The organism is Rhodococcus sp. NPDC004095 (assembly GCF_053604015.1).
Genome location: NZ_JBSGGS010000006.1, coordinates 204,272 through 217,753, shown reverse-complemented (window position 1 = coordinate 217,753; position 13,482 = coordinate 204,272). Strand labels below are relative to the sequence as shown.

General features: G+C 71.2%; 10 protein-coding genes. 8 read left to right on the top strand and 2 right to left on the bottom strand.

Annotated features, from left to right (window positions below; all coding sequences use genetic code 11):
- Positions 1-52: 52 nt before the first annotated feature.
- The 7 genes from ACWEPG_RS14060 (at position 53) to ACWEPG_RS14030 (ending at position 11,345) form a co-directional block, all read left to right on the top strand.
- Complete coding sequence (locus ACWEPG_RS14060; protein WP_450112487.1) at positions 53-1,606, top strand: succinic semialdehyde dehydrogenase; 1,554 nt, start codon at positions 53-55, stop codon at positions 1,604-1,606.
- A 2-nt stretch (positions 1,607-1,608) separates the two neighbouring features.
- Positions 1,609-2,052, top strand: coding sequence for an SRPBCC family protein (locus ACWEPG_RS14055; protein WP_450112488.1), 444 nt, complete (start codon positions 1,609-1,611; stop codon positions 2,050-2,052).
- A gap of 107 nt (positions 2,053-2,159) precedes the next feature.
- Entirely contained in the window at positions 2,160-3,605 is a 1,446-nt protein-coding gene (locus tag ACWEPG_RS14050) for an MFS transporter (RefSeq protein WP_452594619.1), read from the top strand.
- A 77-nt stretch (positions 3,606-3,682) separates the two neighbouring features.
- Positions 3,683-7,102 (top strand): BTAD domain-containing putative transcriptional regulator, encoded by a 3,420-nt coding sequence (locus ACWEPG_RS14045; RefSeq protein ID WP_452594618.1) that lies wholly within the window; start codon positions 3,683-3,685, stop codon positions 7,100-7,102.
- 146 nt (positions 7,103-7,248) lie between these two features.
- On the top strand, positions 7,249-8,634 hold the full coding sequence (locus ACWEPG_RS14040; RefSeq protein WP_452594617.1) for an FAD-binding oxidoreductase: 1,386 nt from the start codon (positions 7,249-7,251) through the stop codon (positions 8,632-8,634).
- A gap of 203 nt (positions 8,635-8,837) precedes the next feature.
- Positions 8,838-9,533, top strand: coding sequence for a DUF5602 domain-containing protein (locus ACWEPG_RS14035; protein WP_450112492.1), 696 nt, complete (start codon positions 8,838-8,840; stop codon positions 9,531-9,533).
- A gap of 162 nt (positions 9,534-9,695) precedes the next feature.
- On the top strand, positions 9,696-11,345 hold the full coding sequence (locus ACWEPG_RS14030) for an MFS transporter (protein WP_450112493.1): 1,650 nt from the start codon (positions 9,696-9,698) through the stop codon (positions 11,343-11,345).
- On the opposite strand, the gene ACWEPG_RS14025 is transcribed toward ACWEPG_RS14030, so the two are convergent.
- The gene (locus ACWEPG_RS14025; RefSeq protein ID WP_452594616.1) at positions 11,338-11,697 is read right to left on the bottom strand and encodes an MmcQ/YjbR family DNA-binding protein; all 360 of its coding nucleotides are present in this window, start codon (positions 11,695-11,697) and stop codon (positions 11,338-11,340) included. The genes ACWEPG_RS14030 and ACWEPG_RS14025 overlap by 8 nt on opposite strands.
- An 82-nt stretch (positions 11,698-11,779) precedes the next feature.
- Between ACWEPG_RS14025 and ACWEPG_RS14020 the strand changes: the two genes are divergently transcribed.
- Positions 11,780-12,490 (top strand): dienelactone hydrolase family protein, encoded by a 711-nt coding sequence (locus ACWEPG_RS14020; RefSeq protein ID WP_452594615.1) that lies wholly within the window; start codon positions 11,780-11,782, stop codon positions 12,488-12,490.
- 6 nt (positions 12,491-12,496) lie between these two features.
- Here the strand turns inward: ACWEPG_RS14020 and ACWEPG_RS14015 are convergent, their stop codons facing one another.
- Positions 12,497-13,411, bottom strand: coding sequence for a copper resistance D family protein (locus ACWEPG_RS14015; protein WP_452594685.1), 915 nt, complete (start codon positions 13,409-13,411; stop codon positions 12,497-12,499).
- Positions 13,412-13,482 lie beyond the last annotated feature (71 nt).

The window sequence follows — 13,482 nt, the reverse complement described above, 5'->3', positions numbered from 1 at the left end:
ACGCGGTAGGTTGTCTGTAACCGCTGAAACTACTAACCAGTAGGGGTACGAAATGCCTGCTCCGTCCGCCGCGACGTTCGAAAGGCTCGGAAAGCTCGTCGCCATCCCCGACGCCGCGAACCGGCCCACCCGCCCGGTCGTAGAGGCGTTCACCGGCCGGGAGCTGGCGACCATCCCGGTCGGCACCGCGCAGGACGCGATCGACGCGATCGAGCGGGCGCGCGTCGCCCAGCGGGAGTGGGCGCGGCGCACCCCGGCCGAGCGGGCGGAGATCTTCCACCGCTACCGCGACCTGGTGCTCTCGAATCGTGAGGCCCTGCTGGACATGGCGCAGGCCGAGACCGGGAAGGCCCGTGCGTCCGCGCTCGAGGAGGTCCTCGACATCGCGATGACCTCTCGCTTCTACGCCAAGCTCGCCCCCAAGGCGCTGAAGCCGAAGCGCGTGCAGGGCATGCTCCCCGGCCTGACCAAGACCGTCGTCAACCACCACGCGAAGGGCGTCGTCGGCGTCATCTCGCCGTGGAACTACCCGATGACCCTCGCCGTCTCCGACGCCATCGCGGCACTGCTCGCAGGCAACGCAGTCGTCATCAAGCCGGACAGTCAGACCCCGTACTGCGCGCTGGCCTGCGTCGACCTGCTGTACCGGGCCGGGCTGCCGAAGGACCTGTTCGCGGTCGTCCCCGGGCCGGGCTCGGTGGTCGGCACCGCGATCGTGGAGAACTCCGACTACCTGATGTTCACCGGTTCCACCGCCACCGGGCAGCTGCTCGCCGAGCAGGCCGGACGCCGGCTGATCGGCTTCTCCGCCGAGCTCGGCGGCAAGAACCCGATGATCGTCACCAGGGGCGCCAACCTGCGCGAGGTCACCGACGCCGCCGTGCGTGCCTGCTTCTCGAATTCCGGGCAGCTGTGCATCTCCATCGAGCGGATCTACGTCGAGCAGCCGGTGGCCGCCGAGTTCACCCGCATGTTCGGCGACCGGGTCAAGAAGATGACCCTCGGCCCCGGCTACGAGTTCGGGACCGAGATGGGCTCGCTGGTCTCCGAGGCGCAGGTCAAGACCGTGTCCGGGCACGTCGACGACGCCGTCGCCAAGGGTGCGACGGTGGTCGCGGGCGGCCGGGCGCGCCCCGACCTCGGCCCGCTGTTCTTCGAGCCGACGGTGCTCACCGGGGTCACCGACGAGATGGAATGCGCCCGCAACGAGACGTTCGGTCCGCTGGTGTCGATCTACCCGGTCGCCGACGTGGAGGAGGCCGTCGCGAAGGCCAACGACACCGAATACGGCCTCAACGCCAGCGTGTGGGCGGGCAGCAAGGCCGAGGGTGAGGCCATCGCCGCCCGGGTCCGGGCCGGCACCGTCAACGTCGACGAGGGCTACGCGCCGGCGTGGGGCAGCACCGCCGCCCCGATGGGCGGCATGGGCGTCTCGGGTGTCGGCCGCAGGCACGGTGTCGACGGCCTGCTCAAGTACACCGAGTCGCAGACGGTCGCCACCACCCGGGTGCTCAATCTCGGTGGGCCGCGGGGACTTCCGCCGAAGGTGTGGTCGAAGGTGCTGGCCCCGTTCATCGCCGTGATGAAGTACCTGCCCGGGAGGTAGAGATGGACGTCGCGAGCATCGAGGTCGCCGCCGCGCCGGACCGGGTGTGGGACGTGGTCACCGACATCGCCGGCTACAACCGCTTCAGCCCCGAGAACACCGGCGGGCGCTGGACCGGCGGCGCGCCGGTGACCGTCGGTGCGACGTTCACCGGTACCAACCGGCACGGGCTGATGCGCTGGAAGACCCACTGCACCGTGGTGGAAGTGATTCCCGGACAGAGGTTCTCATTCCAGTCCGACGAACCGAAGGCACGCTGGAGCTATCTCGTCGAGCCGGCCGATGCGGGCAGCCGGATCACCGAGACCCGGGAGATCTACGGCACCCCCGCCTGGTACGTGCGGCTCGTGCAGCGCTCCACGCTGATCGGCCGCGACCGGGACACGCTGATGCAGGCCGGGATGCACGACACCCTTGCCGCGATGAAGGCGCACCTCGAGCGTTAGTCGGGCCGTCTCCAAGGATTTCGCCCGGTGTGAGCCAAGTGTGCCGGCGCACGGTGGGGACGGCGCGAGAGCCCTCGCGTCGTCCCGACGACACCCGAGGACAGCCGATGCCGGCCCTGACAGTTCCGAAGAGCGCCGCGACGCGACGCGCAACCCTGATCGTGGTCTGTGTGACCACGGCGATGCTGATGCTCGACATCGCCGTGGTCAACACCGCCCTGCCGTCCATCGCGGTCGACCTCGACACCGGGGTGAGCGGGCTGCAATGGGTCGTCGACGCCTACACCCTCGCGTTGGCCACCGTGGTCCTCAGCGCCGGATCGTGGGCCGACCGGCGTGGGCGTCGCCACGTGTTCGAAATCGGCATCGCGGCGTTCACCGTCGCCTCGCTGCTCTGCACGCTGGCGCCGAACATCTGGGTGCTCGACCTCGCCCGCACCGCACAGGGGGTCGGCGGCGCCATCCTGTTCGCCTGCTCGCTCGCCCTCCTCGCGGACGTGTTCGAGAAGGGACCCGCACGCGCGACGGCGCTGGCCGCGTACGGTGCCACGATCGGCGGGGCCTTCGCGATCGGGCCGCTGGTGGGCGGGTTGCTGACCGAACTGGTGCACTGGCGGGCCATCTTCCTGATCAACGTCCCGATCGGGCTGCTCACCCTCGCCGTCACCGTCCGGTGGGTACCGGAATCGCGGGATCCGAACCCGCGTGGTGCCGACGTGATCGGACAGATCCTCGTCTGCGTCGGGCTGGGTGCACTGGTGTTCGGATTGTTGCGCGGCAACGAGGTCGGGTGGACCTCGGCGGCGACGGTCGTCGCCCTCGCCGTCGGTGTGGTTGCCCTGATCGGCTTCGTCGCATACGAACTGCGGGCGCGTGAACCGATGTTGCCGCCGCAGCTGATGCGGAACCGGGCGTTCGCGGGGGCACAGGTCGCGGCGTTCGCGATCTCGGCGTCGCTGTTCGCGGTGTTCGTATACACCACGATCTACCTGCAGAACATCCTGCACCTGTCGCCTGTCGAGGCAGGGCTGGTGTACCTGCCCGGGACGGTCGCCATGTTCGTCGTCGCGGGCGCCACCGCGAAACTCGACGGCCGAATCCCGGTGTCGGTCACGCTGACCGGTTCGCTCGCTCTGGTGTCCGCCGGTCTGGTGATGATGACCGTCGTGGACGTGGCCGGCTCGAAGTGGGCGATCCTGCCCGGGTTCGTCGTCGCCCTGGTGGGCGCCGGAGTGTTCAATCCGGTCATGAGCGGACTGGTGCTCGGGGAGAGCAGCGCCGACCACGTCGGATTGGCCGCGGGCATCAACGACGCGTTCCGCCAGACCGGCATCGCGGTGGGCGTCGCCGGTCTCGGCGTCCTGCTGCCCGCGCAGTCGATGCTGCCGGGCGGATCGCCGGACGAGTTCGTCTCCGGCCTGCACGACGCGCTGATGGTCGCCGCCGTCATCGCGGCGCTGGGCGCGCTGGTCTGCGCGGTCACGCTGTCCGCGCGCCGTTCCGGGCGCCCGGAGGTCGACGATGCCGGCGAGGTCGTTCCGGCACTTCGATGACCGTTCTGCCGCACATCGACGCCCCTCGGTCCCTACACTCGAGCAGTCCGGAGTCGACAGGTGCGAGGAGCCCACGCATGATCTACCGGCTGCTCGGGCCGCTGGAGGCGGCCCGATCCGACTCCGACGACGGGACCCTCGATCTGGGGCCGCGCAAACAGCGCGCGGTCCTGGCGGTCCTGCTGCTCGGCCGGGGGCGGGTGGTGTCCACCGCCCGCCTCGTCGACGCGCTCTGGGGCGACGACGCGCCCGCCAGCGCCATGGCGAGCATCCAGGCATACATCTCGAATCTGCGCCGGGTGCTCCGCGCCGAGACCGGGGCCACCTCGCCGATCGTGCGGCAGCCACCGGGTTACGTCCTCGACGTCTCGGCCGACGAGGTCGATCTGGTGACCTTTCTCGACGACGCCGAGGAGGCGCGGCGGCTCGCGGCGGACGGGGAGTGGGAACCGGCGCTGAAGACGGCCGACCGCGCGCTCGCGGTGGTCCGGGGACCGTTGCTCGAGGACCTGGCCGACGAACCGTGGGTTCAGGTGGAGGCGGCCGGATTCGACGAGGTTCGCACCGAATGCCGGGAAACCAGGATCACCGCCCTGCTTGCGCTGGGACGGATCCCACCCGCCCTCGTCGAGGCCGCCCAGCTGTGCAGCGAATTCCCGTACCGGGATCGCACCTGCTGGCTCCGGATGCTCGCCCTGCACCGGGCAGGCAGGTCGTCGGAGGCGTTGGAGTGGTTCAGGTCGCACGTCGAGCGGCTCGACACCGAGTTGGGGCTCGAGCCCGGGACGGAACTGCGTGCGCTCCAGGGCGCGATTCTGCGCCACGACCCGGGTCTCGCGGCATGGCCGCGGACACCGGGATGGACCGGGGCGGAGCAGGTTCCGCTTCCGGGGTCCCCGTCCTCGAACCCCGACGCGCCCGGGCCGGGCGGCGGTGCCGCCGAGGGGGAGACGGGCCGCGTGTTCGTCGGGCGGGGAAGCGAAACCCTCGTGATCGAGCGGATGCTCGACGACGTCCTCGGCGGAGAGACGCGGTGGCTGGCGCTCACCGGTCCGGCCGGGATCGGGAAGACGCGGGTGGCCGAGGAGTGTGCCGGGCGGACGGTCGCGGCGGGCGGGGCCGCGGTGTGGGCGCGGTGCCCGGAGGACGACGGCGCGCCGGCCTGGTGGCCGATCCGCCGACTGGTGCGGGAACTCGGCGGCGACGCGGACGCGGTGCTGGTTCCGCCGACCGGCGTCGATCCCGACGAGGCGCGATTCGCCGTGTACGAGCGGGTGCTGGAGGTGATCGAGGCCGCGGTCGCAGGCCAACCAGTGCTGACCGTCGTCGTCGACGACATCCAGTGGGCCGACCCGACGTCACTGCGGTGCCTGGCGTATCTGGTTGGGGCGATCCGCCACCGCCCGGTGTGGTTCGTGCTGACGCTGCGCGACACGGGCATCGGCACGGACGTCGGCACGGTCGTCGACGCGGTCTTGCGCGGGGAAGGCAATCGGCAGGTCGCGGTGCCACCATTGGAACCGAGCGAGGTCGAGGAGCTGGCCTGCCATGTCGCCGGTGAGCGGATCGGTCCGGACGAGGTGCGGATCCTGACGGACCGGACCGGGGGCAATCCGCTGTTCGTCTCGGAGTACGCGCGGCTGCCGCGCGACGAGCGTCTCGGCGACGGGATCCCGGTCGCCGTCAGGTCGGTGCTCGGCCGACGGCTCGCGGCCGTGGAACCTGCTGTGCTGCAGGTGCTCCGAGTCGCGGCCGTGCTCGGCGACGCCATCGAGATCGATCTCCTGGCCGCGGCGTCCCGCCTCGACCTGGACACCCTGGCCGACTATCTCGACGAGGCTGCAGACGAACGGATCATCGTGACGGCGCCCGGGGCCCGCGGGTACGTCTTCGCGCACGGATTGCTGCGGCACGAGGTGCTCGAAGGCATGCCGGCATTGCGGCGTCAGCGTGTTCACGCGCGGGTCGCCGAGATCCTGGCGAATTCCTCCGACGCGGACCGTTCCAGCCGTCGCGCCCAGCATCTCTGCGCCGCAATGCCTCTGGTTGATCCGCACGAGGTGCTCGACGCGTGCACCGTCGCGGCCCGGGAGGCGACCGAGCGATGGAGTTCGGAGACCGCCGCGCACTGGTGGGAGATCGCCGTGCAGATCTTCGACCAAGTGCCCGCGCCGGAGCGGTCGCCGGACGATCGTGACGACCTGCTGGTGGCCCGGGTGGAGGCACTGGCCCGCGCCGGTCGCGGCCAGACCGTTCTCGACGTCGTTGGTGCCGGCCTGCTCGACGCGGTGCGGGAGGGACGCACCTCGACCGCCGGGCGGCTCGCCGCGGCACTCCTGCGTGCCGCCGGGGGGTGGCCCTGGGTGTCGTACGGCCGGGATCCCGGGCCGCTGCTCGAACGCCTCGGTGCGCTGGAACCGTTCGTCGTGGCCGATCCCGTCGCGCACGCCCGGGTTCTGTCCGCGCTTGCGGTCGGCAGCTGCTACCACCCGGATTCCACGGTGCCCGACGGCATGAGCCGCCGCGCGCTCGAACTCGCCCGCGCCCAGGGGGATCCGGATGTGATCGCGGATGCGCTGCTGGGCCGGATCATCCTCTTCTCCGGGGTGGCCCGCCACGGTCGGGAATCGGTCGACCTGTTGACCGAACTTCTCGAACTGCCACACCAGCAGTCGCGGGTCGACGACGTCATCGTGCACACGGTCGCGAGCATGACGCAGATGAATCTCGCGAACACCGAGGCCGCCGCCGCGCACGTGCGCCAGGGCATCATCGGCTGCGACCTGTTGCGCCTACCCGTGGTCCGAGTCCAACTCAGGTGGATGGAAGGCACCCTCGCGGAGTGGCGCGGCGACCTCGAAGAGGCCGCGCGACAATACGACACGGCCCGGCAGATCCACCTGCAGACCGAGCTGTACACCGCGGGCAGCGCCGATCTCGCCCAGAACACCCTGAAATGGGAGCTGGGCCAGGTGGCCGACACGACGCCCGGGTTCGTCGAGCCGCGGGCGTGGAGTATCGCGATCGCGGCGGCACGGGGAGACCGGCAGACCGCGGTCGACGGGCTCGCGCGCTGGGTGGAGGAGCCGGGGCCGGACGTGTGGACCACGCTCGGCCACCAGACGCTTCTCGCGCATGTCGTCGCCGATCTGTCCCTGTCCGAATACGCCGACCTGTTCATCGGACAACTCGAGCCCTTCCCGGACCGGATCGCGACCGTGGGGCAGGTGGGGGTCGTCGGTGCGGTGGCCGAGGCGTCCGCACGACTGCACGCGCTGCTCGGGCGGACCGATCAGGCGTCGGCTCTGCTGGAGCAGGCCGAGCAGATCGCGCACCGCACGTCGGGCGCGCCGACGTTGTTGCGATGCAGACTGCTTCGCGCGCAGCTCGCACCGGACTCGCCCGCACGCGTCGGCGAACTGTCCGCGGTCGCCGAGGAATCGCAGCGCCGCGGGATGCTCGGACTGGCGGCGCAGGCACGGTCGCTGCTGGCCTGAGGCAGGGATCTCGGCCCGCGGCCCCGGTCGCCGACGCCACTTGGCCGAAACTTGGATCCGCGCCCTCGCGGTACGCAAGAACCAACCAAGCGGACCCGGACATCCTTTCGTCACGCCCCGAAGGCGGACGACGAAAGGAAGTTTCCATGGACCTCCAGACCCCGGTGAGCGACGAGACGATCGCGTCGCTCCGTGCGTCTCTGACCGGCTCTGTCGCCCTTCCCGGTGAACCCCTGTACGAGTTGGCGACACCGTGGAACCTGGCCGTGCCGGTGACCCCGCGTGCGGTCGTCGTGGCCGCGGACACCGGCGATGTCGCGGCGACTGTCCGCTTCGCCGCGGAGCACGGTCTCCGGGTCGCGGTGCAGCGCACCGGCCACGGTGCGGTCGCGGTGAGCGGTGACGTTCTGCTGGTGCACACCGGGCAACTGAACGAGTGCGTCGTCGATGCCGGCACCCGCACCGCGCGCGTCGGTGCCGGGGCGATCTGGCAGGACGTGCTCGACGCGGCGGCGCCGCACGGCCTGGCGCCGCTGACCGGCTCCTCCGCCACCGTCGGGGTTGCCGGCTTCCTCACCGGTGCGGGCATCGGCCCGCTGGTGCGCACCTATGGACTGTCCTCGGACCACGTGCGGGCGTTCGACCTCGTCACCGGCGACGGAGCGCAGCTGCGCGTCACCCCGGACGATCACGCCGAACTGTTCTGGGGCCTTCGCGGCGGCAAGGCCACACTGGGGATCGTCACGGCGGTCGAGATCGACCTGCTGCCGATCAGCCAGATCTACGGTGGTGCACTCTATTTCGACGGTGACGACGCCGCGGCGGTCGCGCATGCCTGGCTCGACTGGTGCCGCGACCTGCCCGAGCACAGCTCCACCTCGATCGCCTTCCTGCAGTTGCCGCCGTTGCCGCAGATCCCGCCGCCGCTCGCCGGGCGGCTGACGCTCGCCGTCCGATTCGCCAGTGTCGCAGCGGAGAATGACGCCGCGGCCGAACTCGCGCGACTGCGCGCGGTGGCGACGCCACTGATCGACGCGGTCGGCCCGATGCCGTACGCGGCTCTGTCCGCGATCCACGCCGACCCGGTGGACCCGATGCCGACCCACGAGTTCAGCACCCTCACCCATGCGCTGCCGCACGAGGCCGTCGACGCGCTGCTGGCGGTGGCCGGACCCGGTTCCGGGTCGCCGCAGACGGTGATCGAGCTCCGGCTGCTCGGCGGGGCGCTTGGCCGCGAGCCCCGGCACCGCAGCGCCTTCTGCCACCGGGACGCCTCGTTCGCGCTGATGGTCGTGGGCGTGCTCGCTCCGCCCGTCGCCGAGGCGGTCGTCGAACACGCCCGGGGCGTCGAACAGGCCGTGGCGGCGTGGTCCACAGGGGGGACCCTGCCCAATTTCGCGGCCAGTGCCGACCCGGAGCGGATCGCCCGGTGCTACGACGAGGACACCCGGCACTGGCTCAGCGCGCTCGCGAACGAGCACGACCCGAACGGCGTCCTGCGCGTGGGTCAGGTCGTGCGCCTCCCGGTGTGACCGGTGTTCGGCGGGACGAACAACGAACAAGGAACCAATCGAAAGGCTTCACAGTGAAGATAATTCGTACCTCCGCCTGCGTGGTCGCGGCGTGCGCGACGCTCACCCTGGCCGCCTGCAGTTCGCCGGCGCACTCGGTCGGACACAGCGGCCATGGCGGGTTCAGCGGTTCGAGCGGTTCGAGCGACGGCCCGGGAATCCAGGTGGGTGAACAACACCCGCTGGGCAACGGAACGTCCCGAACCTACGTCGTGCGCGACGAGGCCGGACAGCCCGCCGAGGTCGGTATCCGGATCACCGCGTCCGCGCTCGACGGGCTGCCGGACGGACCCGATGCGCAGATGCAGATGTTGATGCTCGACCTGCCCGCAGGTGCACAGGACACCGGATTCGACAACGTCATGCTCGACTGGAATCCGAACGGGCACGAACCAGAGGTGCTCTTCGGTGATCCGCATTTCGACATGCACTTCTACACGGACGACATCCAGCAGGAAATCGACCCTGCCGCTCCGGATTTCGCGCAGAAGGCCGCGCACCTCCCGGATGCGAAGTACATTCCGGAGGGTTACGTGCCACCGCCCGGTCCCCCCGAGGCGAACACGGTGCCGTTCATGGGTATGCACTGGACCGACAGCGCGGACAACGTGATTCCGGGCGTTTTCGACTTCACCGAGGTCCTCCTCAACGGGTCGTGGGACGGGAAGTTCACCTTCATCGAGCCGATGATGACCCTGGAATGGCTGAAGACCCGTCCCGCCCTGCAGGAGCAGGTCAAACAGCCGTCGTCCTACCAGAAGACCGGGTACTACCCGACCACCTACTCGGTTCGATTCGACGAGACCGCGCAGGAGTACGTCATCGCGCTCGGTGGCATGACGATGCGACAGGCATCGTGAGGTGACCGCGGCACCTGCTTCTCCGCGACCGTCGGCGCCGTCTCCATCGAACGGTTGATTTCGCTCGACGTCCGGCGGGTCGGGATGCCCGTGAGTCACAACCCTGCTGAGATTGCGTAAGGGACCGTTGACCGGCCTCGGCACCGACTCAGGAGGGCAGCGATGACCGCGGACGAAGTCGAGATCGCACCGCCGGCCGACCGGCGAACGTGGATCGGTTTGGGGGTGCTCGCGGCCGGCCTGTCGATGATCGTCGTCGACGGCACCATCGTCGGGGTCGCGTTGCCCGTGATCATCGACGACCTCGACATGGACCTGACGGACGCCCAGTGGGTGAACAGCGTCTACTCGGTGGTGTTCGCGGCGCTGCTGCTCACCGCCGGCCGTCTCGGTGACCGGCTCGGCCGACGGTCGATGTTCATCGCCGGGGTGCTGGTGTTCCTGCTGGGCAGCGTGCTGGCCGCGCTCGCCGGAAGCGCCTCCGCGCTGATCGCGGCCCGGGTCGTGCAGGGCGTCGGCGGCGCGTTCGTGCTGCCGACCACGCTGTCGAGCGTCAACGCGACGTTCCGCGGCCGGGACCGGGTGATCGCGTTCGCGGTGTGGGGTGCGGTGATCTCCGGCATGGCGGCGGTCGGCCCGCTACTGGGGGGCTGGCTGACCACGTACTTCACCTGGCCGTGGATCTTCGTCGTCAACATCCCGATCGGTGTCGCGGTCATCGTCGGCGCGCTGCTGACGGTCCGCGACACCCGCGCGACGATCACGGTGCCGGGCCTCGACGTGGACGGGTTGCTGCTCAGCGCGATCGGGTTCGGTGGGGTGATCTTCGCGCTCATCGAGGGGCAGAGCCTGGGCTGGTGGAAGCCGATCGCCGAGTTCAGCGTCTTCGGGTTCACGTGGCCTGCGGATGCGCCTGTGTCGGTCGTCCCGGTGGTGGGCGCCATCGGCGTTGTTGCGCTCGTGCTGTTCGTCCTGTGGGAGCGGCACCGGGCGGTCGGCAGCCACCGGTCCGCCATCCTCGACCTGAACCTGTTCCGCGTGCCGACGTTCAGCTTGGGGAACGTGACGGCCCTGGCCGTCGCGATCGGAGAGTTCGGTCTGCTGCTGGTGTTGCCGCTGTTCCTCGTCAACGCGCTCGGACTGTCCACCATGGGTGCCGGGTTCGTGCTCGCGGGAATGGCGTTGGGGGCGTTCGCGTCCGGGGCGGCGGCCCGGCATCTGGCGGCCGCTCTCGGTGCGACCCGGGTGGTGATCATCGGGTTGGCGCTCGAGGTGGTGGGTGTGGTTGTGGTCGCGGTGTTCGTCTCCTCGACCGTGTCCCCGTGGCTGCTGGCGGTGCTGCTCGCCGTCTACGGCGCCGGGTTGGGACTGGCCTCCGCCCAGCTCACCGGCACGGTGTTGGCCGACATCCCGACGGAGAAGTCCGGTGAGGGCTCGGCCACCCAGAGCACCGTCCGGCAGTTGGGTGCGGCACTCGGGTCGGCGATCCTGGGTGCGGTGCTGTCGGTGTCGCTCGCGCACACCCTCACCGACCGGCTCGAGCCGGTGCCCGGGGTGCCCGCGCAGGCGCAGGAACAGTTGGTGAACGCGACCCGGGACTCGGCGGGCGGCACCATCACCGGGTTGCGGGAGCAGGGGGAGACCGGCCGGCTCGGGCCCGCGGGGCCGGAGGTGACGACCGCGCTGGCCGAGGGGTTCGGTGACGCCACCCGGGTCTCGCTGTTCGCCGCGGCCGGCTTCCTCGCGCTGGGCCTGGTGTCGGCGACGGCCCTGCACGCGCGGGCGCGACGCGACGACGCGGCCATCACGTGACGGCGCGGTCCCGGTCGTAGGCCGCGACGACCCGTTTCGGCGCGGTCAGTCGCCACGCCTCTTCGATCAGCTCGGCGAGCTCGTCCGGATCGACGCGGCCGATCACCACGTCGACCCAGCCCCACCGGCCGAAATAGGGCGGGACGCGGAACACGTCCGGGTTCTCGTCGAGCAGCGCCGCCTGGTCGTCGCGGGTCGCCTTGAGGCACACCGTCGGGGCGTCCGAGCCGAGCAGTGCGAAGATCTTGTTCCGAACCCGGTACGTGGGCTGGTCACCCCAGCTCGGGACCACCACCTCCTCGGCCTCGGGCAGGGCCAGCAGCATCGCGCACACTTCGCGTCTGGAGGCCATGGTTCCTTTCTAGCGCAGACGCGCGGCACGGGCCTGTGAGACGGTGGGATCGCCGCTCCACGACACTCGAGGAGGACCGCCCGTGGACACCGCCACCGTCACCGTCGGGGACCTGATCGCGCACCTGTCCCGGCCGTCGGGAACCGACCCGGACACCGGTGGCGCGATGCTGCTGTTGCCGATGATCACCGGCATCGACGCCCAGGTCCGCGAGTACGCCGCCGACATCGCCGCCGCGGGGATGACGGCGCTGGTGTGGGATCCGTGGCACGGACCGAGCGCCGACGACACGCCCCGGGAGCGGCTGGTCGAGTTGATGGGGCAACTCGACGACGAGCGGTGCCTCGCCGAGATGCGGACCCTCCTCGACCACCTGCGCTCGGACCTCGGGTTCGAGCGGGTCGGGGTGATCGGCTGGTGCCTCGGCGGGCGGCTCGCGCTGCTCCTCGGTGCGCGGGACCCGGCCCTGGCGAACGTGATCGCTTACCACCCGTCGATCTACGACCCGCCGGCGCCGAACCACACCCTCGACACCGTCGCGGCCGCGTCGGACATCGAGGCCCCGGTGATGATCCTGCACGCCGGCGCGGACGTCGTGATGACGGCGGGCACGCTGGGCAGGCTGCGCGCCGCCCTGGAGTCGCGTCCGCGCGGCGCGACCATCGTGCACACCTACCCGGGCGCCGAGCACGGGTTCAGCTCCCGTGCCCGGCAGGACGATCCGGTGAACGCGGCGGCCTACGCGGTGTCGTGGCCGCAGGCCCTCGCGTTCACGTCGGCGACGGTGTCCTGAGCCGGTTCAGCCCGTCGTCGCCAGCGCGGCGGCGAGGCCGAACACGACAGCGAGCGCGGCGATCTCGACGGTTGCGCGTCGCAGCGAATCCCGTTCGGGGGTGCGGTGCCCCGCGGCCGCCGGGACCCAGGTGCGACGCCACCACCAGCCGAGCGCGGTCAGCCCGGCCAGGCCCACGGCCTTGGCGAGCAGGATCCGTCCGTAGCCGGTGTCCACGAGCGCACCGACCCCGCCGAGCGCGACGGCGGCGTCGACCACGCCGGTCACCGCGAGGGCGGCGACGCACTTCCAGGCGAGGTCGGAGTAGCGGGGAAGCAGCGTCGCCCACGCCCCGCGGCCGCGGAGCAGCAACGCCATCGCGAGCAGCGGGCCCAACCACAGGGCCGCCGCCAGGACGTGCACGGCGACGAGCACCGAGCCGAGCGTCTGCGCGGACATGTGCCCGGTCACCGGGCGGGCGAGCAACGCGACGGCGGCGACCGCCGCGATCGGGGTCAGCGGCCACTGCGCCCCCCGCCGGTACCCGACGGCGGCGACGGCGGCCACGGCGACAGTGCACGCCACCGCCGCCGCACCGAGCTGGCCGACGCTGATCTGCGCGACGAACCGGCCGAACGCGGCGGGGCTCAGTGCCCCGGCCGCGACCTCACTGGTCTGGGCGGCCTCTGCGACGAGCAGCGCCGCCTCCGTCACCGCCCACGCGCCCGCCGTGACGGCCAGGGGACGCCACAGCAGGGGACGTGGCACGGCCGGTCGACGGTCGCCGCGCTGCAGCAGGTCGAGGACGCACAGACCGAGCACCGTCGACCCGAGCAGGTCCGCCAGCACCCGGATCGTCGCCGCCGCGTCGGGCCCGGCCGGTGCGGCGAGCAGCCAGGCCAACCCGACCCCGGCCAGCGCCGCAGGCACCGCGAGCAACAGGCGCTCCGCACCCGTGCGCCTTTCCGGTGGCCAGAGCTGCCAGAAAGGCGCACGCGCGGCGGAGCCGCCGG